Source organism: Cohnella hongkongensis (genome assembly GCF_042654645.1).
In the GTDB taxonomy this organism is placed as follows: domain Bacteria; phylum Bacillota; class Bacilli; order Paenibacillales; family Paenibacillaceae; genus Cohnella; species Cohnella hongkongensis.
This window is the reverse complement of sequence record NZ_JBHSEP010000003.1, coordinates 344740-369586: the sequence shown is the minus strand read 5'-3', so window position 1 is coordinate 369586 and position 24847 is coordinate 344740. Positions and strand designations below refer to the sequence as shown.

Here is a 24847-nt window from a genome sequence, read left to right as displayed (position 1 = left end):
AGGAGGTCCGTTCGTGACCGAACAACTCGATCTTTTCACCGGATCCGCCGAGTCGGCGGACAGGGAGTACAGTGCGGATGATATTCAAATATTGGAAGGGTTGACCGCCGTTCGCAAAAGGCCCGGGATGTACATCGGAAGCACGACGACGGCGGGGCTGCATCACTTATTGTGGGAGATTGTCGACAACGCCGTGGACGAGCATCTGGCCAAGTTCTGCTCGCGCATCGACGTCACCGTTCACGCGGACAATTCCGTTACGGTCGTCGACAACGGGCGGGGCATCCCGACCGGCATGCACAAGAGCGGCATTCCGACCCCGCAGGTCGTCTATACGATTTTGCATGCGGGCGGCAAGTTCGGAGGGGGAGGCTACAAGAAATCCGGCGGTCTGCACGGCGTCGGGGCATCCGTCACGAACGCCTTGTCCGAATGGCTGGAGGTCGAAATTTACCGCGACGGCAAAATACATAAAATGAGATTCGAGACCTGGGTCGACGAAAAGGGCGTCGAGCGCGTCGGAGAGCCCGTCACAGGGCTGGAAGTGGTCGGCAATACGAACCGGACGGGCACGAAGGTGACGTTTAAGCCCGATCCTAAAGTGTTCCACGGCAACGTCAGCATGAACTACGATACGCTGTCGGAGCGGCTGCAGGAGATCGCGTTTCTGAACTCCGGACTTAAAGTCAACATCAAGGACGAACGCAGCGGCAAGGCAGACTCGTTCCATTACGAGGGCGGCGCGCGCCAGTTCGTGCAGTTTCTGAACGAGGAGAAGTCGGTGCTGCACGACGTCATCCATTTCTCCGCGGAGAAGGACGATATCGAGGTCGAGATCGCCCTTCAATACAACGACGGCTATACGGAGACGATCGCCTCGTTCGTCAACGCCATTCCGACGCGGGGCGGCGGCACGCACGAGACGGGCTTCAAGACCGCCTATACGCGAGTCATGAACGAATACGCGCGCAAGTCGGGGCAGCTGAAGGAGAAGGAAAAAAATCTGGAGGGCAACGACCTCCGCGAAGGCATGATGGCGGTCGTCAATATCAAGATGTCCGAGGTCGAATTCGTCGGCCAGACGAAGGACCAGCTCGGCAGCGCTTCCGCGCGGAGCGCGGTCGACGCCGTCGTGACGGACAAGATGACCGTGTTTCTGGAGGAGAATCCGCAGATCGCGCAGCTTCTCATTCGCAAGTCGATCCAGGCGGCCCGGGCGCGCGAAGCGGCGCGCAAAGCCCGCGAGGAAATCCGCAGCGGGAAGAAGCGGAGCGAGAGCGCGAGCCTCGGCGGCAAGCTGTCGCCCGCGCAGTCCAAGGACAGCTCCCGCAACGAGCTGTTCATCGTCGAGGGCGACTCTGCGGGCGGTTCGGCCAAGCAGGGGCGGGATTCGAAGTACCAGGCGATCTTGCCGCTCAAGGGCAAGCCGATGAATCCGGAGAAGTCCAAGCTGGCCGACATCCTCAAGAATGACGAGTACAAGGCGATCATCTCGGCGATCGGCGCGGGCATCGGCTCGGAGTTCGACGTCGAGGAGTGCAATTACTCCAAGATCATTATTATGACCGACGCCGATACGGACGGCGCGCACATCCAGGTGCTGCTGCTGACGTTTTTCTACCGCTATATGAAGCCGCTGATCGACGCGGGCAAAGTGTTCATCGCCCAGCCGCCGCTTTACAAGATCACGAGAAAGTCCGGCAAGCTGGAGACAGTGCGCTACGCCTGGACGGAGGAGCAGCTGAGCCTGTACACGAAGGAGCTCGGCAAGGGCGCGGAGCTGCAGCGGTACAAAGGGCTTGGCGAGATGAATCCCGAGCAGCTGTGGGAGACGACGATGAACTACGAGACGCGGACGTTCCTGCAGGTGCAGATCGAGGACGCCGCCAAGGCGGAGCGCCGCGTATCGACGCTGATGGGCGACAAGGTCGACCCTCGCAAGCGATGGATCATCGAGAATGTGGATTTCACGGAATATGAAGAATAGGTTCCAGGGGAGGACGCCGCTCAAGGAATGATCGGCTTCGCCGCTCGCGCAAGGGACGGCCGCGATCCGAATTCGGTAGCCGCTTGATGGCCAAGCCGGACGCCAGCGAAGTGCGGCCGTTCCGTTCACCCGTTCCGTTTGTCCGATCCTATCGTTCAAATTCGTCCAATCTGAAGGAGATATTTCAGTGAGCTTACTTGAAAACTTTTTGCCGGCGTTTCTGGAGGAGGTCGTAGGCGACCGCTTCGGACGCTATTCCAAGTACATCATTCAGGACCGGGCGATCCCGGACGTCCGAGACGGCCTGAAGCCGGTGCAGCGCCGCATTCTGTACGCGATGTACGAATCGGGCAACACGCCGGACAAGCCGTACCGGAAGTCGGCCAAGACGGTTGGCGACGTGATGGGCAATTATCATCCGCACGGCGACTCGTCGATCTACGAGGGCATGGTGCGGATGGCCCAGCCGTGGAAAATGGCGCACATGCTCGTAGACGGACACGGCAACTGGGGATCCATGGACGACGATCCTCCGGCCGCGATGCGGTATACCGAGGCGCGGCTGTCCCCGATTTCGATGGAGCTGCTTCGCGACATCGAGAAGAGAACCGTGCTGTTCAAGGACAATTTCGACAACACGGCCAAGGAGCCCGTCGTGCTGCCGTCGCGCTATCCGAACTTGCTCGTGAACGGCGTATCCGGCATATCGGCCGGATTCGCGACCGAGATTCCGACGCACAATCTGCGCGAGATCATCGACGCTTGCGTCGCCGTCATGGACAAGCCTGACGTAACGCTGCAGGAGCTGATGGACATCGTGAAGGGCCCCGATTTCCCGACCGGCGGAATCATCATGGGGGCCGACGGCATTCGCGAAGCGTACGAGACGGGCAAGGGGAAAATTCATATCCGCTCCAAAACCGCCATCGAAGACGTAAGGGGCGGGAAGCAGCAGATCGTCATTACGGAAATTCCGTATCAGGTCGTCAAGTCGAAGCTCGTGAACGCCATCGAGGCTTTGCGGATGGAGAAGAAGGTAGAAGGCATCTCCGAAGTGCGGGACGAGAGCGGCCGGAACGGCCTTCGCATCGTTGTCGAGCTGAAGAAGGACGCCGACGCGGAAGGGATTCTGGCCTACCTGCTGAAGAAGACCGATTTGCAGACGACCTACAGCTTCAACATGGTCGCCATCGTCAACAAGGCGCCCAGACAGCTGGGGCTCAAGGCGATCATCGAGGCCTACATCCAGCATCAGAAGGAAGTCGTCACCTATCGCACGCAGTACGATCTGGAGAAGGCGGAGGATCGGGCCCACGTGCTCGAAGGGCTCGTTAAAGCGCTCAATCTGCTCGATCAGGTTATCGAGACGATCAAAGCCTCGAAAAATCGCCAGGACGCGCAAAACAATCTGATCAGCCAATACGGCTTCACGGAGCGGCAGGCGGACGCGATCTTGACCTTGCAGCTCTACCGGCTGACGAATCTTGAAATTACCCAGCTCGAGAAGGAGCACGCGGAAACCCTCAAGAAGATCGCCCAGCTTCGCTCCATTCTTGAAAATCCTCGCAAGCTGCTGAACGTCATTAAGGACGAATTGACGGAAATCCGCAACAAGTTCGGCATCGACCGGCGTTCCGTCATCCAGGGCGAGGTCGAGGAGCTCAAGGTGAATCTGGAGGTGACGGTCGCCGCCGAGGACGTGCTGGTCACGCTCAGCCGAGAAGGCTATATTAAACGGACGAGCCTGCTGTCGTTTACCCGCTCGGGCGGGGAGCTCGGAAGCGCCGGCGTGAAGGAGGGCGACGTCATCCGCTGGAGTCTGGGCGTCAGCACGCTGGATCCGCTCCTGCTCTTCACGCAGAAGGGGCACTATTTTCTGCTGCCGGTTCACCAAATTCCGGAGTTCAAGTGGAAGGACACGGGAACGGCGATCGTGAACGTGCTGCCGCTTGCCAAGGACGATCGCATCGTCGGCGTCGTTCACGCCAAGAGCGCGGAGCTGACTCCGCCCGCCGACGGAAGCGAAAGCGACGATTCCGGAAGCCCGATGCTCGTGTTCGCGACGAAGCGGGGGCAAGTCAAGCGGACGCCGCTGGCCGAATACGCGACGACCCGGAGCATGGCGATCGCAGCCTGCAAGGTGGCGGAAGGGGACGAGATCGTGAAGGTGCTTCGCTCCGACCGTCCGGACGATCTGCTGATCGTAACCGAGCAGGGCATGAGCATTCGCTTCAACCGCGAGGAGGTCAGCGTACAGGGACGCGTGGCCGGGGGCGTCAGGGGCGTTGCTCTGAAAGAGGGAGACCAGGTGACGGATATTCTGCTCGTATCGGAAGACGAAGGAGAGGTTCTCGTTCTGTCCGACTACGGCTATGCGAAGCGCACCCTGCTGCTCGATTATCCGCGGCAAGGCCGCGGAGGCAAGGGGATTCAGACGTTCGAGTTCAAGGAAGGCAAGCGAGTCCGGCCGAACGGGACGAAGCTGATTGCCGCGTTCCACGTCAAGGAAGCGGTCAGTCTGCTCGCTTTAACGGCGGGAGGGGCCGTATCGGAGTTTTCCTCCGAAAGCTCCCCGATCGAGGACAGACGCGGACAAGGCAAGCTGATGACGCCTGTCGACAGGGGAGATACGCTGGTCGAAGCCTTCGTTCGGCCGCTCTGACGCAGGCCGCCTCGGCTTAGTCGTAAGGGGCTTCGCGGCTCGGCTCCATCCGGTCGATCCAGCGCAATAGCAAATCCAAGACGACCCACAGCGGCACCGGTTCATTGAGCCGTTCGAGCCACTGGGGGTCTTCTATTAATCCGGCGTCCTGGGCCATTTGACCGATCATTCTGATTTTCGCTTCGTTAGAGGACATCGAAGGCGCCTCCTCGTTAGACGTTTCTCCGCTTTTACCCATATTTCGTAACCAGTATATGTCGCCGCTTGTCGTCCCGTTCTTATTCGTGCGGATTCATGTCGTAAATATTTAATTGGGTTAAACTATCTTTCGACATGGACGGTGAGTATAATAAAGGAGAAGGCAATGTTCGGGAAGGAAGGGGCGTACCTATGGATAATGCGGCGGAATTTGTGAAAAGCTGGATCAAGCTCACGAAGGATTGGAACGCGCGCATGGAGACGGAGCTGGCTCCGCAGCTGACGGCCGGCCAGCTGGAGGTGTTGGAGCTGCTTCAGGCGCACGAGCCGATGAAGCCGTCCGATCTGCTCCCCCATCTGGAGACGACGCCGGCGGCGATCACGACGCTGCTCGATCGCATGGAGCGGTCCGGCCTCGTCGAGAGAAATCGGGACGAGGAGGACCGCAGAATCGTCTGGGTGACGATGACGGAGCTCGGACGCGCCCAGGCCGAGCGCGGCGTGGCCGTCCGCTCGGCGATCGTCAACGAGTCTCTGGAGCGGATCTCCAGCCATAACCGGCAGCTGCTCGTCTACCTGATCGGCAAAGTCTCCGGCACGAGAGAGGCGAAGGCGGCCGAACGGAAGACGGAATCGAGGCAGGAAGCGGCGGAGCCGGACGCCGAGCCCGCAGCCGCCGAATCGGTCGTATAGACGAACGCCCCCCAACCCGTCCGAGACGGGAAGGGGGGCGTTCGTCATCCGGCGACGAGCCGGCGCAGATGCTGATGAAGACCGGATTGCATTTTTTGCATCTTCTTGTAATCCTGCGGCTTTAATTCGGAGAAGCTGGGCTTCTCCAGCTCTCGCTGAAGCGGAATAACCGTATAATGACGGTGCTTGTTCTTCCAGGCGATGTGCACCCAGGTCGGTTCCGTCGTCACTTCCTTCCATTCGATGACGGCCGTCCCGTCCGGGTGGACGGTTTTGACGACGCGCGCGCTGAAAATGACGCCGACGTCCTTCCAGTCTCCCGTCTGGTTGGAGATGAAGTTTCCAAGCGAGTAAATGACGATCCCTGTGCGCGGGGCGCCGTCGAAGCTTTCTTCGGCGGCAACGGCAATTTCCTCGTAGGGCTGAACGACGTGCGGATGCGAGCCGAGAATGAGGTCGGCCCCGGCCTTGACCAGCTCCTCGGCCAACGCGGTCTGATCGGAATTGGGCATACGCTGGTATTCGACTCCGAAGTGAAGGGAGACGGTGACGACGTCGGCCCCGGCCTCGCGCAGCTCCGCGATCTCCCTCTTGATGACGTCCGGGTCAATCAGATTGACGGCGTACTCTTTGCCTGCGGGAATCGGAATGCCGTTCGTTCCGTACGTATAAGCGAGAAAGCCCATGCGAATGCCGTTCCGCTCCTCGATGACGCTGCGCCTCCTGTCCGCCTCGCTCTCGGACGTGCCGTAGGGGACGAGGCCAATCTTGCGAACGGTCGACAGCGTCCTCTGAACGCCCGGAACGCCGCGGTCGAGCGAATGGTTGTTGGCGGTCGAGACGAGCTGAATGCCGGCGTATTTGATCGCCTCGGCCAGTTCGTCGGGAGCGTTAAAGCGGGGAAAGCCCGTAAACTTCAAATCCTTGCCCGCGATCGGCGTCTCGAGATTGCCGACGACCCAATCTCCCTGCTCCAGGACAGGCATAACCTGCGAGAACCACGGCCTCAGGTCGTAGCTGTCGCTTGGCTTATCGTAATAGGCGGGCAGCTGCGGCATGTGCACCATTATATCCCCGACGGCCATTAACGTCGCTTCTCGAACCTCGGGCTCGGCGGGCGGCTGCGGGGAAGCCTCCGGCGAGGGCGACCCGGCGGGCGCTGCGGAGGCTTGCGTCCCGGGCGCGGCCGTTCCGGGCGCGGACGGAAGCTCTCTCGGGGCGTCGTTCGCGCAGGAAGCGAGGAAGAGCGCCAGCAGGCCCGCACCTAGCGGAACAACGAATCGCGACCGGCTCGGTCGCTGCTTGTATGCTTTCGTCAATCGTCTGTTCAACTCCCGCTTTCCCATCTTCCGTAGATGCCGCAGGGCAGCGTCATGCCGCTGCGCGTAATCGGCAGGCCGACCTCGCCGCAATCCAGCGTGCCGCCGAACTTGCGCCGGATGCTGAGCTGAAGCAGGTTGCTCAATACGGTCGGCGAGAAGCCCGTCGTATACGAATTGACGAGCACGAACAGCGGTTTGTCCGAGAGGATGGACATGCAGGACTCCAGAAACGGGAACAGATTGTCCTCGAGCTTCCACGTTTCTCCGTTAGGCCCCCGACCGTAGGAGGGAGGGTCCATAATGATTGCCTCGTATTGACGCTCTCTTCTTTGCTCGCGCTGGACGAACTTAAAGACGTCGTCGGTAATATAGCGAATCGGGGCGGAGCCGAGCCCGGACAGCTCGGCGTTCTCCTTGGCCCATTGGACCATGCCTTTGGCGGCGTCCACGTGGCAGACTTCGGCTCCCGCAGAAGCGGCGGCCACCGTCGCTCCGCCGGTGTAGGCGAACAGGTTCAGGACGCGAATCGGACGATTCGCCTCGCGGATCTTGTTCATCATCCAGCTCCAATTGACGGCCTGCTCGGGGAACAGACCGGTATGCTTGAAGTTCGTCGGCTTGATATGGAACTTGAGCGGGCCGTAAGCGATGCTCCACCGTTCCGGCAGCGAGCGCTTGAAGGTCCATTGTCCGCCTCCGCTGCTGCTGCGGTGATAATGCCCGTCGGCCTGCTTCCACTGCGCGTTCTCGGACGTCAGCGGCCAGATGATTTGCGGGTCCGGACGCCGCAGCACGACGTCTCCCCAACGTTCAAGCTTCTCTCCGTTGCCGGTATCGATCAGTTCGTAATCTTGCCAGTCTTGCGCCAATCGCATCATCGTCTAATCTTCCTTTTTTCTTCCGAATGAGGTAATAGGTTCTGTTCCTCGCAGCTTTCGGCAGGGCAGAACCGGTAGCCGAAGCCTCTTACCGTCTGGATCCATTGGGGACGGGAAGGGTCGGCTTCAAGCTTCTTTCTGAGATTGCTGACGTGCACCATCAGCGTGCGCGTATCGCCCATGCTGTCCGATTGCCAGACCCGGCGGTACAGCTCCTCCAGCGGAAAGACGCGCTTCGGAGACCGGGCCAGGACGCTGAGCAGCTCGAATTCCTTGGCCGATAACGGAATCTGCTCTCCGTTCAGGCGAACCTCCATGCTGCGAAAATCGATGTCGAGTCCCGGATAACGGAGCGTCTCGGCCGGCTTCTCCGGGCCTCTCTCCCTCGTCCGGCGCCTGCGGATATGAGCCTGGATTCTGGCGACGAGCTGACCGGGGCTAAACGGCTTGGTGATGTAATCGTCGCCTCCTTCGGACAGCGCGCGGATAATGTCCTGGTCCTCCGACTTGCAGCTGAGGAAGAGGATCGGAACGTCGGCGCACGAGCCTTGGCGCAGCTCCCGGCAGACTTCGATCCCGTCCATGCGTCCGAGGGTCACGTCGAGCACGATCAAGTCGGGCTGAAGATCGTTCGCCATCAGAAGGGCCTGCGCTCCGTTGTCGGCCGCGTATACGTCATATCCGGCCTTCCTCAAGTATAGGGCGATCAACTCGGTTATTTCCTGCTCGTCGTCGACGACGAGTATGACGGCTTCATAGCGGGTCATCGTAAACCTCCAAGCATGAAGGTAGAATTTCTCGAAACGAGAAACGATATATGTAGAAACTCCCCAATCGCTTTATTATAACGAAAGCGTTGACGAGGAATCAATGCGCCGTTACAATGACGTTCGAAAACAAATTTGCACGGCAAGCTCGATCATCGGGGGGAGAGGGTTTGGAAGCGTCCCGAAAGACGAAAAAACCGGCAAGAAGGTGGCCCACATACGCAGCGGCGTTGGCGGTTATCGCGCTGCTGCTGGCCGCTGCGGGAAGCTGCGCGTCTCATTCCCGGACCGGCAAGCCGGCTCCCGTCGCGTCCGGCGGCGTCATCGATCTGACGGAATGGCGGTGGGACGAGCAAGGAACCGTCCCGCTGGACGGAGAGTGGAGCTTCCGCTGGCTGGAGCGCGGCGAAGGTTCGTCCTATCGCGATACGACGATGACCGTGCCGGGAACCTGGGGGGCCAATGACACCGGGGACGGAGACCGGCTGGACGACATCGGCTACGGCATTTACAGGTTAACGATTTTACACCGGGTTCAGAACGAGATTCTGGCGCTGCGGCTGCCGAACATCTCGACTTCCTACGAGCTGTACGTCGGAGACAAGCTGCTGAAGTCGCGCGGTCGTCCCGACGTTAACGCCGAGCTGACGATCCCCCGTCAGGTGCCGACGACCGTTCATTTCGAAACGCAGGGCGCGCGAACGGAGCTGAAGCTGGTCGTCGCCAATTACGATCACCGTTACGGGGGCGTCCGGTGGTCGATCGTGATGGGCACGTCGGAGCAGATTCAGCGCCTCCAGCTTCAGCATGCCGCTCAGGAGCTTATCATTATGGGCTGCTTGCTCATGATCGGGTTTTATCATCTGGGACTGTACGTGCTGCGGCGCAAGGAAACGGCCAACATTATGTTCGCTCTGCTCTGTCTATGCGTCGGATTCCGGATGGGCTTGATCGGAGAAGGATTTATCCCCCGGTGGCTGAGCGGCATGAGCTGGGAGTCGGCGATTCGTCTCGAATACGTCGCCTTCGTCCTGGCCGCGTGGGCCGGCTTCTCGTTCTTTCGCATGATGTATCCGCAAGAGATCAAGCGGCTCTGGTTCAAGCTGGCGAGCGTCGTCGGCGCCGCGCTGCTTGTCGTCGCGCTCGTTACGCCGACTTTATGGTTCACGTCGTCGCTCATCGTGAACCAGATTTACGTGCTGCTCTTGAGCGCCCGCGTGCTGGTCGGGCTGGTGCTCGCGGCGCACCGGAAACGGGAAGGCGCCGTATTGGCGCTGATCGGCACAGCGGGACTCGTCGTCGCCATCGTCAACGACATTTTGTTCTATAACGGCTGGTCGGAGTCGATCGATCTGCTGCCTCTCGGGCTGCTGTTTCTCGTATTCATGAACTCCTTTATTATCTGGCTCAGATTTTCCTTAACCTACGACAGGGCGGAGCGGATGTCGGCGCAGCTGGCCGAGTGGAACAGCACGCTGGAGGAGAGGATCGAGGAGCGCACCGAGGAGCTGAAGCGATCCTACGCGACGGTGGAGGAGGCCAGAAGCGAGCTCGAGCGGATGGAAAGCTCGAGAACCCGGCTCGTCAGCAACATCTCGCACGATCTGAGAACGCCGATTACGCTGCTGAGAGGGTATCTGGAGGCGCTGAGAGACAACGTCATCTCCGAGCCCGAGCAGAGGGACAAGACGATTCGATCGATGCTCGCCAAAGTCGAAGGCTTGAATTCCCTTATTCAGAATTTGTTCGATCTGTCCATGCTCGAAGCGAGAAAGCTGGAGCTGGCGCGGCAGAATATTCCGCTGGCGCACTGGAAAGATAGAATAACGGAGCAGTACGGACTGGAAATGCAAAGCAAGGGCATCGTCTTCCGCTGCGAGCTGGAGCGGGAATCGGACGCCGAAGCGATCGTATCCGCCGATATTCGCCAGATGGACCGAGTGTTTGCCAACCTGCTGTACAACGCGATTCGCTTCACGCCGGAAGGCGGAACGATCGTTCTCTCCATGCGAACGAAGCCCGAGAGCGGGGAGGTGGAAATCCGGGTCGCCGACAGCGGTCCGGGAATCGACCCGTGCGACCTGCCTCACATTTTCGACCGCTACTACAGAAAGGACGGCCCCCGGTCTTCCGGTTCGGGGGGCAGCGGGCTGGGATTGGCCATTACGAAAGAAATCGTGGAGCTGCACGGCGGGCGGATCGACGTCCGGAATTCGGACAGCGGGGGATGCGTCTTCCGAATCGCACTGCCCGCTGCGAGCTAGCTGCCGTCTTGCGCGCGCTGCTCCCGGTTCAGGAAGTCCTCGATCAGGGAGAGAGACTGCTCTCTCTGCTCGCGGTTCATTCGCTGGAGCAGCGTCAGAATGTCTCCGGTGGCCGAAGAATCGGTCGGGTCGACGGAAGACCTCGTCTCCGTTCCTCCGATTATATAATCCAGGGACACGTCGAAGAAGGAGGCGAGCTTGATGAGCGTATCGTAGACCGGCTGCCTATTATTAATCTCGTAATGGCTGTAGGCGGAGCGGGTAATACCGATATGGCGGGCTACTTCTTCTTGCGAGATTTTGCGCTGCAGCCGCAGCTCGCGCAGTCTGTCTCCCATCGTCATTCGTCATATCTCCTTGCCGGGGAATAGAGTGATCTAAAATCAATTTATGATACAAATTGTATCATGTCAAGAGGAAGGGAGCGTTTTCTTCCGAAAAGCCAGGAACGACGAGGAGGTGACAGCATGAAGGCAACCATTGTTAGCGCGAAAATGACCCGGGACGAGGAGAACGGTTACGTCGGCCTCGTTCGCTTCGCGGTCGAGAACCATAAGACGGGCTACGAAGTGACGATTCAAAGCGACAACGGAAAAAACAATTGGAGTTATGCGCTGAATTTCAGCGACGGGCCGGGCAGCGAAGAGGAAATTCAGGCGGTGGACGAACGGTTGGAGGAGGACGACGCGTTCTTCGAGCAATTCGTCGTCGCTGCACGGAACGCCCTGGAGCAGTAAAACGACGGGCTGAGACCGCCCTGCAACATCTCCCAGTCCAAAAACGTCCGAATGAAGACAAAGGAATGGGGGATGAGCATGCGAAAAAAAGCAATCGTCTGGGGGCTGACGATTATTCTTCTCTGTGCGGGCTGCGGCCGCGCCGGCGATCAGGGGGCAAGCCCGAACGCGCATGTCGAACGAATCAAGAGCGCATATACGGCCGAGGACGTCGATCCCGGCCTTGTTCAGGCTTCCAACGGCTTCGGACTGTCGTTGGCCGAGAAGCTGATGGCGGAACGTCCGGCCGAGAACGTATGGCTTTCCCCGGTCAGCATAACGGCCGCGCTTGCGCTCGTATCGACGGGGGGAGCGGGCCGAACCGGCGCCGAGATGCTCGAGTCGCTCGGGCTGGGCGGCCGGGACGCGGACGAGGTCGGACAAGGCTATCGGGTGCTTATCGATCTGCTGAGCCATCCGGCCGATGACGGAGTCGAGACCAGCATCGCGAGCTCTCTGTGGCTAAAAGAGGGCAAGCCGTTCCTGGACGATTTCGTTGCCAGAAGCCGGGACGACTTCGGAGCGGAAGTCCGGCGCGCCGATTTTGCCGATCCGGCCACGCTGGAAGAGATCAACGAATGGACGGAGCAGGCGACCCGAGGAAGAATCGAGCGGATGCTGGAGAACACCGAAGCGGAGGCGGCCATGTACGTGCTGAACGCGGTCTATTTCAACGCCGCCTGGAAGAGGCCGTTCGACCCCGAGAGGACGACGGACGGCCGATTCCGAATCTCGGACGCGCTAACGCTTCCGGTGAAAATGATGAGCGCCGGCGGCTATTACGAGTATGCCGGCAAGGACGGCTACGAAGCGGTTCGGCTCCCCTACGGCGAGAACGGTTCCGCTTATCTGGCCGTTCTGATGCCGGACGAGGGCGTTTCGGTGCCCGATTTGGCCCGCGCGCTGGCCGACGAGCCGCAGCGGCTGACGGAGCCGTACGACTTTCATCAAGGGCGGATCGACATTCCTAGAGTGCAGCTGGAGTACTCCGCCGGGCTGGAGGAGGAGCTGAAGCGTTCCGGAATGAGCGAGGCGTTCGATCCGGAACGGGCCGATTTCTCCGCGATGGCGCCCGAGCCGCCCAATCTGTTCATCAGCCGGGTTAAGCATCGGACCGCGCTTAGTCTGGACGAGAAGGGCACCGAAGCGGCTGCCGCGACGTCGGTGGAGATGCTGGCTGGAGCCGCGCCGCCGGATCAGCCTTTCCACATGACGGTGGACCGTCCCTTTATCGCCGCGATCGTCGATCGGGCCACAGGGTGCATTCTGTTTGCGGGGGCGGTGTTTCATCCGGGGGACGTCCGGTAGCGGCATTTACTTTTATAGGGGATGGGAGTATATTAGTAGAAGTGGAAGGGAGGTCGATTCGCATGCAGATGTCGACGGATGAGCTCGAGAGCGGCACGGGTCACGGACCGGAGTGCTGCTCGGAAGAAGGCGGGACAGCCCGCAGAAGCCATCACTCCGACAAAGTGAAAAACAGCCTGATCAGCCGTCTGAACCGGATCGAAGGTCAAGTGCGCGGCGTGAAGGGCCTGATCGAGAAGGACACGTATTGCGACGACGTGCTCAACCAGATTGCCTCCATACAATCGGCGCTCAACGGGGTAGGTAAGCTGCTGTTCGAGAACCATATGAAAAGCTGTGTCGTGGAACGGATCCAGGAAGGCGACATGGACGTCATCGAAGAGCTGATGACGACCATGAACAAAATGATGAAGTAACAGGAACGGGCGGCGAGATGCGGCCCTTTTTTGTTTTGCGCGGAGGGAGAGACAAAAATCGTTTGACTAAATATAGGGTAGAGGGGTATACTAAGTTCACGAAACAACATCCAATCCATATCGAAAGGTTGATGAGCAATGGCGAAAGCAACGCTTAAGGTCGAAGGAATGAGCTGTCAGCACTGCGTAAGTTCGGTCGAAGGGGCGCTGAAGGAAATCGGGGCGGCGGGCAAGGTAGATTTGAAAAACGGCCTGGTCGAAGTGACTTATGAAGAGGGCGTAACGACCCTCGATAAAATCAAAGCAGCCATCGAAGATCAAGGATACGACGTGCGGGCCTAACCGGCTCGATGCGCGAAGGAGTGGGCGATCGTGGAAACAACGGCAACGAACGAGACCAGACAGACGGCTTTGCATATTACCGGCATGACCTGCGCGGCTTGCGCCAATCGGATCGAGAAAGGGCTCGGCAAGCTGGAAGGCGTCTCCTCCGCTCATGTCAATTTCGCGACGGAGCAGGCGAACGTGACGTACGATCCGGCGATCGTCGGCATCGAACGCCTGGAGGAGACGGTTCGCAAGCTGGGCTACGACACCGCCAAGGAGGTCGTCCGCTTTAAGCTGGAGGGCATGACGTGCGCGGCTTGCGCGAACCGGATCGAGAAAGGACTGGCCAAGCTTCCGGGAGTGACGAGCGTTTCCGTCAACTACGCGCTCGAATCCGCGAGCGTGGAGTTTCAACCGGGCCGGCTCTCGGTCGGCGAAATGCAAAGCCGGGTGAAGCGGCTCGGTTACCGGGCGATCGTCCGCCAAGAGGAAGCGAACGCGGATGACCGCAAGGCGAAAGAGGCTCGCAGACAGACGTTCAAGCTGATCCTGTCCGCCGTCTTGTCGCTGCCTCTGCTGTGGAGCATGGTCGCCCACTTCTCGTTTACGTCCTGGATGTATTTGCCCGGACTGTTCATGGAGCCGTGGTTTCAACTGCTGCTGGCGGCCCCGGTCCAATTTTATGTCGGCTGGCCGTTCTACGTCGGCGCCTACAAGGCGCTGCGCAACGGCAGCGCGAATATGGACGTGCTCGTCGCGCTCGGCACTTCGGCCGCCTTCTTCTACAGCTTGAGCTTGACGGCCGACTGGTATACCTCCGACGGCATGCGGCATGACGGACCGGAGCTGTACTACGAGACGAGCGCGATTCTGATCACCCTTGTCCTGATGGGCAAGCGGCTTGAAGCTCGAGCCAAAGGCCGCACCTCGGAGGCGATCAAGTCGCTGATGGGGCTGCAGGCGAAGACGGCGCGCGTCGTGCGCGACGGGCAGGAGCTGACCGTTCCGGTCGAGGACGTGCTGACCGGCGACATCGTCCTCGTCCGTCCGGGAGATAAAATTCCGGTCGACGGCGAAGTGCTGGAAGGCGCGTCTTCCGTCGACGAATCGATGCTGACCGGAGAAAGCCTGCCGGTCGAGAAAAAAGCGGGCGATGCGGTCGTCGGAGCGACGGTCAACCAAAACGGAGCGCTTCGCGTGAAAGCGACCAAGGTCGGCAAAGATACGGCGCTCGCCCAGATTATTAAAGTCGTCGAAGATGCGCAGGGCTCCAAGGCGCCGATCCAGCGAGTGGCCGACGTCATCTCGGGCGTCTTCGTGCCGATCGTCGTCGGAATCGCAGTCGCGGCGTTCCTCGTCTGGTACGGGTTCGTCGCGCCCGGCAACTTCGCCGAGGCGCTGGAGAAGGCGATCGCGATTCTGGTCATCGCCTGTCCCTGCGCGCTCGGACTGGCCACGCCGACTTCCATTATGGCGGGGTCTGGACGAGCGGCCGAGATGGGCATTCTGTTCAAGGGCGGCGAGCATCTGGAGCAGACGCACAAGATCGATACGATCGTTCTGGACAAGACCGGAACGGTGACGAAAGGGAAGCCGGAGCTGACCGACGTCGTTGCGGAAATCGACGAAACGGAGTTTCTCCGTCTGGTCGGAGCGGCGGAGCTGCAGTCCGAGCATCCGCTCGCCGAGGCGATCGTCGCCGGCGTCGAAAGCCGAGGCATCCGGATCGCCGCAGCGGAGTCGTTCGAAGCGATTCCCGGTTACGGCGTTCAGGCGGAGACGCAGGGAAGACGGCTGCTCGTCGGAACGCGCAAGCTCATGGAGCGCTGCGGCGTGGACGCGAGCCGGGCATACGACGAGATGACCAGACTGGAGCAGGCGGGCAAGACGGCGATGCTCGCAGCCGTCGACGGCCGTTATGCCGGGCTGATCGCGGTGGCCGATACGGTCAAGGAAACGTCCGCCGAAGCCGTTCGCCGGCTGCGGGGGCTGGGCATCAACGTCGTGATGATGACCGGAGACAACGAACGGACCGCCCGAGCGATCGCTTCCCAGGTCGGGATCGAGACCGTGCTGGCGGAGGTGCTCCCCGAAGGGAAGGCGCAGGAAATTCGCAGGCTTCAGGCCGCCGGGAACAAAGTCGCCATGGTCGGCGACGGCATTAACGATGCGCCCGCGCTGGCGACGGCGGACATCGGGATGGCGATCGGCACGGGGACGGACGTAGCGATGGAGGCCGCAGACGTTACGCTGATGCGAGGGGATTTGGCCGGCATTCCGGACGCGATCGCGATGAGCCGGAAGACGATGAGCAACATTCGGCAAAATCTGTTCTGGGCGCTCGGCTACAATACGCTGGGCATTCCGATCGCCGCCGTCGGCCTGCTCGCGCCCTGGGTTGCGGGCGCGGCGATGGCGCTCAGCTCGGTGTCGGTCGTCCTGAACGCGCTGCGGCTGCAGCGCGTCAACATAAGGCGAGGGTAAGGCGGACCGGCCGCTTGACCTGATCCGTACCTTCTGGGAAGCTTGCTCGACGCCGCCCTGCTCTCCTTCGGCAGCAGGGCGAAAGCGGCCCTGCCGCCGGGCACGAAGACGTTCCGCAAAAAAGGAAGAAAATTGTCGATTTGAAATCCTTATTATGACAGTTTAGCTATTATTTTTTATGGTTTTTTGTCCCTTCCCCTTCTATGATAGCTATAGATTGCCTGCGATTTGCTAAAGGCACCATGGAACAGGGGGAAGTTGATGAGAACGGTAAGGACGAAGCTGCTGGGCGCTTTCGCTATCTTAATGGTATTCGTATTCGGTTTGGCCTTCACGGGACTGACGCAAATCAAAAAGGTGAGCAGCTTTACGGATGAAGTGTCGGATTATTGGCTGGTCGGAATTGAGAAGATTATGAGCATTAATCTGAACATCGAACGATATTTGACGAATTATTATCAGACGACCACTGCCGAAACTCAACAGCAAGCGATGGAGCTGACCGAAGCGAGAAACCAGCTGGTGTCGGCGATTGACGCGGATATTCAAAATTACGGACAAACGCTGGCGAACGAGCAGGACGCCAGCTACTACGAGACTCTGGTCCAGGAATGGGAGCAGTTCCAAAAAGAGCTGGCCAAAATGGCGATTCCGAATGCGACGGAGGCGGAGCTCGTTGCGGCCACTGCCGATGCTTTCGAATCGCTAAGCCGGCTTAAAGCGGCCGTGGACGCGCTCGTCGACTTCAACCAGGCGGGGGCAGAGCGGAGTCAGGAGGAGAGCGCCGAAATCTATCGCAGCACGTCGACTTTGCTGTTTATTCTGGGCGCAGTCGTACTTCTTGTGGTCGCCGCGCTGGCATGGGTGCTGATCGCGAACTTGACCAAGCCGCTGAAGGCGACGACGGCCGTCATGAACCGCATCTCCGCAGGCGACCTGAAGGTGGATCTGCTTCGGGTCGATCGCAAGGACGAATTCGGCGATATGATGGAGTCTGTCAACAAGACGCTGCTGGCGCTTCGCCAGTCCGTCCAGCAGATGCAGGAAGCGTCGACTTCGGTGGCGACCGCATCCGCGCAGCTGTATGCAAGCTCCGGGCAAAACTCGGAGGCGGCCAGACACGTATCGGAGTCGATCAATGAGGTAGCGGCCGGTTCGGAGGAGCAGGCGAACACGGCGGTGGAGTGCGGGCGCGTCATGGACGAGATGGCGGTTGGCGTTCAGCGGATCGCGGAGACGACGGGAGAAGTGTCGGATCTGTCCCAGCAAGCGGCCCGGCAGGCGAACAACGGCTCGCTCAAAATGGTCGAACTGACCGGGCGCATTCAGCGCTTGTCGGAGACGGTCGAGCAAGCTGGCCTGACGATTATGAAGCTGGAGGAGCAGTCGACGCAAATTAGCGAAATCTCCGGCTTGATCGGCGAACTGGCTTACCGCACCAATCTGCTGGCGCTGAATGCGGGCATCGAAGCCGCGAGAGCCGGAGAACACGGCAAGGGCTTCGCCGTCGTCGCAGGAGAGGTCCGCAAGCTCGCAGCGCAAAGCGACGAATCCTCCAAAGGCATTATCGAACGGATCGAGGCGATTCAGAAGGATACGCTTGCCGCAGCGGAGGCGATGAAGCTGAGCCTTCAGGAAGTGCAGGAAGGCGTCATCGCCGTAGAGCTTGCCGAGCAATCGTTCAAGGAGATTGTCGCCTCCACGGGCGAAGTGTCCACTCGGGTGCAAGAGGCGGCGGCATCGGCGGAGCAGCTGGCGGCCAGCTCGGAGGAAGTGGCGGCGTCCGTCTCGAATATGGGACATATCGCAAGACAAACGGCCGGCATGTCCCAGCAGGTGGCGGCCACGACGGAGGAGCAGCTCGCTTCGAGCGAGGAGATGACCCGCTCGTCGCAGATGCTGTCGGATATCGCCAAGGATTTGCAGAAGCTCGTCCGGAAATTTACGCTCTAAAGATACAGGATTCCCCACAAAGAAATCGGGATAAGCTGCGAAGCTTATCCCGATTTCTTTGTGCGCCGGCCCTGAAAGGCGTTCCTGAGAGGGCGGCTGAGGTGCTTCTCAGACCTCCAGCCAGATTCGTCCCGTCTGGGACAGATCGTAGCCTTGAATGGCGCGGAGCTCGTTCAAATAGGCTTCGGATTGCAGAATGTCCATGACCGCCTCGATCCACTCGGCGTTTCCGGGAGCTTTCCTCATGACGAGGTCGTAGCGTTCGCGAATAAGCGGAACGAAGTCGACGTTGCCGACGATCGCCGCCGCTTTCTCGATGCCGACGCCGACGTCCGCTTCTCCTTGCCCGACTTTGCCCGCGACAGCCAGGTGGCTGGACTCGATTCTGTCGTACCCCGAGACCGAGGCGCGGTCTATCCCGTTCAGCCGCAGCTGCTCGTCCAGCAGCACCCTTGCCCCGGAGCCGACCTCGCGGTTGACGAGGCGCAGCCCCGGCTTTCCGAGATCCTTCCAGGCTTTCAGGCTGAGGGGGTTTCCCTTCCGCACGTACAATCCGGCCTGCCGGGACAGCAGGTTCACGACTCGGTACGAGGAACCGACCAGAATTTTGCGAATATAGGGCAGGTTGTATTCGCCGGTATCCCCGTCGAGCAGGTGAGTGCTGACCAGATCCGATTCTCCCCGGTACATGGAGATCAAGCTGTCCAGCGAGCCTGCGTAGGAGCGCAGGGGACGAAAGCCGGTTAATCGGTTCTCCAGATGCTTCGACAAAATGTCGAGGCTTAAGTCCTGACCCGTAATGACGATCGAGCGCAGGACAGCGGGCGACGGAGCGTCCGGCCGGCCGCTGGGAAAATCGTCGAACGCAGGCGCGGCGGGCTGAGCCGGCGCCTTGGCTCGGCGCTTGTATGCTTCGAGGTCGGCCGCTTCGACCCGCATCTGCTTGCCGACCCGATAGGCCGGAAGCTTGCCTTTCTTAATCAGGTCGTATACGGTCAGCTTCGATATTTTCAACAGGTTGGCGACCTCTTCGGTCGTGTAGGATGGATCGCTGGTCATTCGTCGCAGCCTCCTGCTTGAGAGATGTTAGGCAGCTCTGGCCTCATTGTACCATACCGGGGCCTCTAGCAATCAGCTCTTCCGAATAAGGTGATCGCTGACTTCAACCCACTCGCGCCGAATCTGTGCCCGGGGCAAGCCCGCGATGCCCGCTTAAGGGCGCTCAGCCCCTTCGGAACGGCCGCGAGGCCGGCCGGACGCCGATCTCTGCCAAAGGCGGTAGACGCCGAGCGAAGCGAGCAGAAACGCGCCGTATATGGCGGCGATCGCCGGGATATGGCCCGGATGGCCGACGAACTGGTCGCCGAGCAGGGCGAACAGCGCCATGGCGGGGAGCTTGCCGAGAGCGGAAGCGACGGCGTAGGACGCGAACGGCACGCGGCTGAGCGCGGAGAAGGCGTTAACGATGACGGACGGGATGAAGGGGAGCATTCTGGCGAACATAATGGCCAGGAAGGCGTTCCGCTCGAACGCGCGGGTGACTTGGGCGACGCCCGCGTAGCGGTTCAGCAGCCGCTGTCCCCAGTCCCGGTAGCCGTACCGCAGCAGGAGAAACATGATCAAAGACGCAGCGGTCGATCCCGTCCATACGATCGCCGCTCCCGCTGCGGGGCCGAACGCCGCGCCAATGACGCCTCCGACGAGCGGGTACGGTACGACGGGGAACAGAGCCAGCACGGTGGCTGCAAGCGTAACGAGGAGGGGATGGTCCGATTCCCGCAGCCAGGCGAGCATCGGATCGCCATAGGCGTAGAGGAGGGCGGCAATGCCGAGATAAAGCAGGGCAACGCTAGTTTTACGAAGCATGTACAGGAATCCTCCGGAATGAGATCTTCTTTATCATAGAAGAGTTCGAGGACAGACGCCAGCTAAAGTCGGTTCCATATACGTGTTTACCGGGGAAGAAGGCTGGAGGGAGACGCTGCGATTGCGGCGGACGTGATTGGGAAGCCGGAACGTGCGGAAGCCTGGCTGGACGAGTATGAACGAAAGGTCGCCGACGCTCGCGAAGCGCTGAAGCCGGCGATCGACGGCAAGACTGTCATATTCATCCGAGAAAAAAGCAAAAGGCAGCCGCCCGGATTCGCGAACCCGGGCGGCTGTCTGCGTTTATCGTGATCCTGTCGATCCCAAGGACGCCGAAGGCGTTTTTGCTTGGATCTCGTCCCGACAACGGTGCCGGGGCTGCCAGCCGAGCAATTTCGCCGAGATTCTTCAAGCTGGCGATAAACGTCGGACAGACGGATTCGTTCGGCAGACGGGAGCCGGCGATCAGCACTTCGTACCCGTCTCTGCGAAATGGCGGACGCCCCGCCGTCCGGGCATGCCGCTTCCGCCGGTGACGACCACTTTTGCCCTCTTCACTTCGCCGTTTCCAGAATGTTCTCAATGCGGTTCAGGACGTCCTCGCCAAGCTCGACGCCCGACGCTTTGGCGTTTTCCGTCACCTGCTCCGGACGGCTGGCGCCGACGAGCGCGCTGGCCACGTTGCTTTGGCGCAAGATCCAGGCCAGGGCAAGATTGCCGACAGAGATGTCCAACTCCTTCGCGATGCTTTCCAGCTGCTTCACCTTGGCGATTTTCTCCTCGGTGATCCCGTTGCGCACCCATTCCAGTTTCGCCGCTCGGCTGTCCTGCGGGAGGTCGGAGGCCGACGAGTATTTGCCCGTCAGCAAGCCTTGAGCGAGAGGCGAGAAGACGACCTGCCCGATGCCGGAACGTTCGCTGAGCGGAATGATCTCCTTCTCTATATAGCGCTGGAACATATTATAGACCGGCTGGTTGACGACGATGCGGTCGAGCAAATAGCGATCGGCGACGCCAAGCGCTTCGGCGATCTGGGAAGCCTGCCATTCGCTGACGCCGACGTACAGCACCTTGCCTTGGCGCACGAGATCGTCGATCGCCCGCAGCGTTTCGTACAGCGGCGTCTCCGGGTCGTGCCGGTGGCAGTAGAAGATGTCGACGTAATCGTGGCCGAGACGCTTCAAGCTGGCATGCGCCTGCTCGATAACGTGCTTGCGCGACAAGCCGCGGTCGTTCGGCCCGTCTCCCATCGGCCAGAACGCCTTCGTGGCCAGCACGTAAGATTCGCGGGGATAAGCCTTCAGCGCTTTCCCGACCAGCTCCTCCGCCGCGCCTTTTTCGTACACGTTGGCCGTATCGAAGAAGTTGATGCCCAGATCGTACGCCGTCTTGATCGATTGAACCGCATTTTCCCGTTCTACGTAACCGCCGTATGTAAGCCAGCTCCCCAAGCTGATTTCGCTGACTTTAAGTCCGCTTCCGCCCAGTCTCCGGTATTTCATTTTCAGTAACCTCCTCCATAATCGTCTCGCTTCCTTCTCATTCTATAAAAGTTCGTATACAATTTGAAGAAGTGAAATGTTTTTTACTTTATTATAGAGAGACAAGTTACTATACTTGAATATAGTGGTTGGCTTGGAGGTCAGGCTCATGAACACGGTTAAAAAAGCAAGCAGCTATATTCCGAAAACCCCGATCCATATCGAATGCAACATCGAGAAAACGCTGGACGTTCTGGGAGGGAAGTGGGCGTTTCTCGTCATCCGCGAGCTGTTCGGCGGCACTCTCCGCTTCGGGGAGCTGCAGCGCAAAATACCGAACGTCAGCCCGAGGGCGCTGACGAGCACGCTGCGTCATTTGGAAAGGCAGGGCGTCCTGGAGCGGGTCGTCTATCCGACGGTCCCGGTAACCGTCGAATATACGCTGACGCCTAAGGGGCAGGATCTGCACGTCATCTGCCACGAGATGAAGCTGTGGGCGGCCCGTTGGACTTGAGCGGGCGGGACGCGCACCGACAAATTCGGGGAGGGATCTGAAAATGCGAACGATAAGGCAAATGATGACTCACATGGCATGGGCTAACGACAGCCTGCTTGCCGGCCTGCGCGATCACCCGGAGGCCGGCAAGGAAATCGGCAGGCTGTTTCGCCACATTCTCGTTGCGGAGCTCGTATGGCTGACCCGGCTGGAAGGAAAAAGCAGCGCCAGATGGTCTTTGTGGGAGGATAGCGAGCTCGCATCGCTGGAGTCCTTCGCCCAAGACAACGAGCAGCGTTACAAGCGCTACATCGACGGGCTGACCGACGAGGATCTCGATCGGATCGTCGAATACAAAAACCAGAGCGGAGCGAAGTTCCGCACGTCGATTCGCGACATTTTAACGCATGTGGCGCTCCACGGACAGTACCATCGCGGGCAGATCAACAGCGCGATCCGGCGGCAGTCGGGCAGTCCGGTGAGCTTGGACTTCATTGTCTATTCGAGAATGATCGCTGCGCCCCATTCTGATGAAAAAGGAGCAGGCTCATGAACTTTAATCTGGAGCAGACGCTTGAACTTCTGGAGCGCACGCCCCCGACGCTGGAAACGCTGCTGGGCGGCCTGTCCGAGCCGTGGTTAAGCTGCAACGAGGGCGCAGGAACATGGAACGCCGCCGAGGTCGTCGATCATCTCATCGAGGGGGAGCGGACAAACTGGATTCCGCGGCTCGAATGGATTCTATCGGAGGGGGAGAGCAAGCCGTTTCCGCCGTTCGACCGGTATTCCCACCTGAATGCCGGAGCCGATAGAACCATGGCTCAGCGGCTTCATGAATTCAGGACCGCCCGGTTGGAGAATACCGGCAGGCTAAGGGCGCTGGTCCAATCGGAGGATCTTCTGGAAGCGGTCGGCACGCATCCTGCGTTCGGCACCGTAAAGGCAAGGGAACTGCTGTCTACATGGGTCGTTCACGATCTGACGCACATCTCCCAGATCGTTCGGGTCATGGCCGAGCGGTATCGGCAGGACGTCGGGCCATGGATCGAATATTTGGGCATCTTGAACAGGAAGTAAGCTCCAAACGGGCCGCATTGGCCGTTTGGGGCTTTTTTTTGCGATTCAGAAATTATAAAATCCGCTATCCTGATCTGAATCACCCCCGACATAAACGTTATCCCGCCGGTCCCAAGGACGGCGTAAGCCGTTTAGGCTTGGGCGTTTCTCGCGACTGGCCAAGTGAGGTCCGTCCCATTAAATATATTTAGTTATAAAATGATATAAATAAATATAATTGAAATGATTTTTTGTGACGGCGATCACTTTCGCTTAGCTCTTGATCAATATAATGAAGTACAAGCCATCAAGATGCGCATCGAGTTGACGGCGAGAAAGGAGATCATCGATCCATTTCATTGCTCATTTACATTCGCTTCAATAGATTTTATAATACTCAATTATATCTAGGTATATTTAGATATAATCTGGAGGGGCCAAAATGCGCAGTATCGCGAAAAGATTTCTGATTTCTCTGCTTGTCGCCGCCCTGTTGCTGGCGATTGCGGCTTGCGGCTCGACAACCGGGTCCGATTCGGCGAAGCGGACCGAGCTTATCGTTTCGGCGGCGGCAAGCTTGACCGACGCGCTGAACGAAATCCAGCCGATTTTCGAGGAAGCGTACCCGGCCATCAAGCTCGTGTTCAATTTCGGGGCATCGGGAGCGCTGCAGCAGCAGATCGAGCAAGGGGCGCCTGCCGACTTGTTTCTGTCCGCCGCGACCAAGAACATGAAGGCGCTGGCCGACAAGCAGCTTATCGAGCGCCAGACCAATCTGTTAAACAACGAGCTGGTCGTCGTCGTTCCGGCGGACAGCAGGGCGAGTCCCGCAAGCGCGCCGGATCTGACGTCGGCCGAGATCAAGAAGATCGCCATCGGCATTCCCGAGAGCGTTCCGGCCGGCAGCTATGCCAAAGAGGCGCTGACCAACGCGCAATTGTGGGATCAGCTGCAGCCGCAGCTCGTGCAGACGAAGGACGTTCGTCAAGTGCTTCAATATGTAGAGACGGGCAATGCGGATGCGGGATTCGTATATAAAACCGATGCGCTCACCTCGGATAAAGTGAGCATCGCCTTCGCCGTCGATCCGCAATCTTATGCGCCCGTGGAGTATCCGATCGGGATCGTAAAAGCGACGAAAAACGCCGAGCAAGCCAAGATTCTGTACGACTATCTTCAATCGCAGGCCGCTCAGGACGTCTTCGTGAAATACGGCTTCTCCATTCCGGCGGCCCAATGATCGGAAATATGGATTGGCCGGCGTTCTGGTCCCCCCTTGCGCTGTCGCTGAAGGTTGCGCTCCTGTCGAGCGTGGCGTCGATGGCGTTGGGAGCGGCGGCGGCAAGATGGATGACCCGACGTTCGTTCAAAGGAAAAACGCTGCTTGAGACGGTTTTTATGCTGCCCCTCGTGCTGCCGCCGACGGTCGTCGGATTTCTGCTTCTCGTCGGCCTCGGAAGGCGAAGCTGGATCGGCCGGTTTGCGGAGTGGCTGTTCTCCGCTCCGATCGTCTTCTCGTGGTGGGCGGCAGTCATCGCCGCGGTCGTCGTTTCCTTCCCGCTTGTGTATCAGACGATGAAGGCGGGCTTCTCCTCCGTGGATCGCGGCCTCGAGGATGCGGCTCGCTCCGCCGGCGCGAACGAGCGGCAGGTATTCGCCTACATTACGCTGCCGCTTGCATATCGCTCTTTCCTGACGGCCTATATTCTGGGGTTTGCCAGAGGCTTCGGGGAATTCGGCGCCACGCTGATGATCGCCGGCAACATACCGGGCAAAACCCAGACGACGCCTACCGCGATCTACCTGGCCGTCGACGCCGGCAATGCAACGATGGCGTGGGCGTGGACGCTGTCCATGATCGCGGTTTCATTCCTCTTGCTGCTGTTCGCTCGAACGAAAAATGACTAGCCTCG

At 59.6% G+C, this 24847-nt stretch carries 23 protein-coding genes; 15 read left to right on the top strand and 8 right to left on the bottom strand.

Annotated features, from left to right (window positions below; genetic code table 11):
* The first annotated feature begins 13 nt into the window (after positions 1–13).
* Positions 14–1987, top strand: coding sequence for a DNA topoisomerase IV subunit B (parE, locus tag ACFO3S_RS07195; protein WP_378093826.1), 1974 nt, complete (start codon positions 14–16; stop codon positions 1985–1987).
* Positions 1988–2174: 187 nt separating this feature from the next.
* Entirely contained in the window at positions 2175–4649 is a 2475-nt protein-coding gene (gene gyrA, locus ACFO3S_RS07190; RefSeq protein WP_378093824.1) for a DNA gyrase subunit A, read from the top strand.
* Between the two features lie 16 nt (positions 4650–4665).
* Here the strand turns inward: gyrA and ACFO3S_RS07185 are convergent, their stop codons facing one another.
* On the bottom strand, positions 4666–4845 hold the full coding sequence (locus ACFO3S_RS07185; protein ID WP_378093822.1) for a hypothetical protein: 180 nt from the start codon (positions 4843–4845) through the stop codon (positions 4666–4668).
* Positions 4846–5039: 194 nt separating this feature from the next.
* Here ACFO3S_RS07185 and ACFO3S_RS07180 point away from each other — a divergent pair, with 194 nt between their 5' ends.
* Positions 5040–5540, top strand: a complete 501-nt coding sequence (locus ACFO3S_RS07180) for a MarR family transcriptional regulator (protein ID WP_378093820.1) — start codon at positions 5040–5042, stop codon at positions 5538–5540.
* A gap of 44 nt (positions 5541–5584) precedes the next feature.
* On the opposite strand, the gene ACFO3S_RS07175 is transcribed toward ACFO3S_RS07180, so the two are convergent.
* The 3 genes from ACFO3S_RS07175 to ACFO3S_RS07165 are packed head-to-tail and all read right to left on the bottom strand — an operon-like array spanning position 5585 to position 8507.
* The gene (locus ACFO3S_RS07175) at positions 5585–6859 is read right to left on the bottom strand and encodes a CapA family protein (protein ID WP_378093818.1); all 1275 of its coding nucleotides are present in this window, start codon (positions 6857–6859) and stop codon (positions 5585–5587) included.
* 8 nt (positions 6860–6867) lie between these two features.
* Entirely contained in the window at positions 6868–7737 is an 870-nt protein-coding gene (locus ACFO3S_RS07170) for a class I SAM-dependent methyltransferase (RefSeq protein WP_378093918.1), read from the bottom strand.
* A complete protein-coding gene (locus ACFO3S_RS07165) occupies positions 7737–8507 on the bottom strand; it encodes a response regulator (protein ID WP_378093815.1) in 771 nt (256 codons plus the stop codon). The genes ACFO3S_RS07170 and ACFO3S_RS07165 overlap by 1 nt, the downstream gene beginning before the upstream one ends.
* Positions 8508–8677: 170 nt before the next feature.
* Here ACFO3S_RS07165 and ACFO3S_RS07160 point away from each other — a divergent pair, with 170 nt between their 5' ends.
* Positions 8678–10771 (top strand): sensor histidine kinase, encoded by a 2094-nt coding sequence (locus tag ACFO3S_RS07160; protein WP_378093813.1) that lies wholly within the window; start codon positions 8678–8680, stop codon positions 10769–10771.
* On the opposite strand, the gene ACFO3S_RS07155 is transcribed toward ACFO3S_RS07160, so the two are convergent.
* On the bottom strand, positions 10768–11115 hold the full coding sequence (locus tag ACFO3S_RS07155) for a helix-turn-helix domain-containing protein (RefSeq protein WP_378093811.1): 348 nt from the start codon (positions 11113–11115) through the stop codon (positions 10768–10770). The genes ACFO3S_RS07160 and ACFO3S_RS07155 overlap by 4 nt on opposite strands.
* Positions 11116–11238: 123 nt before the next feature.
* Between ACFO3S_RS07155 and ACFO3S_RS07150 the strand changes: the two genes are divergently transcribed.
* The 6 genes from ACFO3S_RS07150 to ACFO3S_RS07125 all read left to right on the top strand — a co-directional run bounded on the left by ACFO3S_RS07150 (position 11239) and on the right by ACFO3S_RS07125 (position 18035).
* Positions 11239–11508, top strand: a complete 270-nt coding sequence (locus ACFO3S_RS07150) for a hypothetical protein (protein WP_378093809.1) — start codon at positions 11239–11241, stop codon at positions 11506–11508.
* Positions 11509–11586: 78 nt separating this feature from the next.
* The gene (locus ACFO3S_RS07145) at positions 11587–12855 is read left to right on the top strand and encodes a serpin family protein (RefSeq protein ID WP_378093807.1); all 1269 of its coding nucleotides are present in this window, start codon (positions 11587–11589) and stop codon (positions 12853–12855) included.
* Between the two features lie 62 nt (positions 12856–12917).
* Complete coding sequence (locus ACFO3S_RS07140; RefSeq protein ID WP_378093805.1) at positions 12918–13271, top strand: metal-sensitive transcriptional regulator; 354 nt, start codon at positions 12918–12920, stop codon at positions 13269–13271.
* 138 nt (positions 13272–13409) lie between these two features.
* Positions 13410–13613, top strand: a complete 204-nt coding sequence (locus ACFO3S_RS07135) for a cation transporter (protein ID WP_378093803.1) — start codon at positions 13410–13412, stop codon at positions 13611–13613.
* Between the two features lie 30 nt (positions 13614–13643).
* Entirely contained in the window at positions 13644–16082 is a 2439-nt protein-coding gene (locus tag ACFO3S_RS07130; protein WP_378093801.1) for a heavy metal translocating P-type ATPase, read from the top strand.
* A gap of 261 nt (positions 16083–16343) precedes the next feature.
* Positions 16344–18035, top strand: a complete 1692-nt coding sequence (locus ACFO3S_RS07125; protein ID WP_378093799.1) for a methyl-accepting chemotaxis protein — start codon at positions 16344–16346, stop codon at positions 18033–18035.
* A gap of 108 nt (positions 18036–18143) precedes the next feature.
* Here ACFO3S_RS07125 and ACFO3S_RS07120 read toward each other — a convergent pair whose 3' ends face one another.
* From ACFO3S_RS07120 to ACFO3S_RS07110, 3 genes are all read right to left on the bottom strand, one after another.
* Complete coding sequence (locus ACFO3S_RS07120) at positions 18144–19094, bottom strand: substrate-binding domain-containing protein (RefSeq protein ID WP_378093797.1); 951 nt, start codon at positions 19092–19094, stop codon at positions 18144–18146.
* Between the two features lie 153 nt (positions 19095–19247).
* On the bottom strand, positions 19248–19901 hold the full coding sequence (locus ACFO3S_RS07115; RefSeq protein ID WP_378093795.1) for a TVP38/TMEM64 family protein: 654 nt from the start codon (positions 19899–19901) through the stop codon (positions 19248–19250).
* Positions 19902–20455: 554 nt separating this feature from the next.
* Positions 20456–21403 carry an aldo/keto reductase family protein gene (locus ACFO3S_RS07110; RefSeq protein ID WP_378093793.1) on the bottom strand — a complete coding sequence of 316 codons (948 nt, stop codon included), beginning with the start codon at positions 21401–21403 and terminating at the stop codon, positions 20456–20458.
* Positions 21404–21551: 148 nt separating this feature from the next.
* Here ACFO3S_RS07110 and ACFO3S_RS07105 point away from each other — a divergent pair, with 148 nt between their 5' ends.
* The 5 genes from ACFO3S_RS07105 (at position 21552) to modB (ending at position 24842) form a co-directional block, all read left to right on the top strand.
* The gene (locus tag ACFO3S_RS07105) at positions 21552–21896 is read left to right on the top strand and encodes a winged helix-turn-helix transcriptional regulator (RefSeq protein WP_378093791.1); all 345 of its coding nucleotides are present in this window, start codon (positions 21552–21554) and stop codon (positions 21894–21896) included.
* Between the two features lie 43 nt (positions 21897–21939).
* Positions 21940–22431: a DinB family protein gene (locus ACFO3S_RS07100; RefSeq protein ID WP_378093789.1), complete on the top strand. Its 492-nt coding sequence runs from the start codon at positions 21940–21942 to the stop codon at positions 22429–22431.
* A complete protein-coding gene (locus tag ACFO3S_RS07095; RefSeq protein ID WP_378093787.1) occupies positions 22428–22955 on the top strand; it encodes a DinB family protein in 528 nt (175 codons plus the stop codon). Before ACFO3S_RS07100 ends, ACFO3S_RS07095 begins: the two co-directional genes overlap by 4 nt.
* Positions 22956–23376: 421 nt before the next feature.
* Positions 23377–24174 (top strand): molybdate ABC transporter substrate-binding protein, encoded by a 798-nt coding sequence (modA, locus tag ACFO3S_RS07090; protein ID WP_378093785.1) that lies wholly within the window; start codon positions 23377–23379, stop codon positions 24172–24174.
* Entirely contained in the window at positions 24171–24842 is a 672-nt protein-coding gene (modB, locus tag ACFO3S_RS07085) for a molybdate ABC transporter permease subunit (RefSeq protein WP_378093783.1), read from the top strand. Before modA ends, modB begins: the two co-directional genes overlap by 4 nt.
* Positions 24843–24847 lie beyond the last annotated feature (5 nt).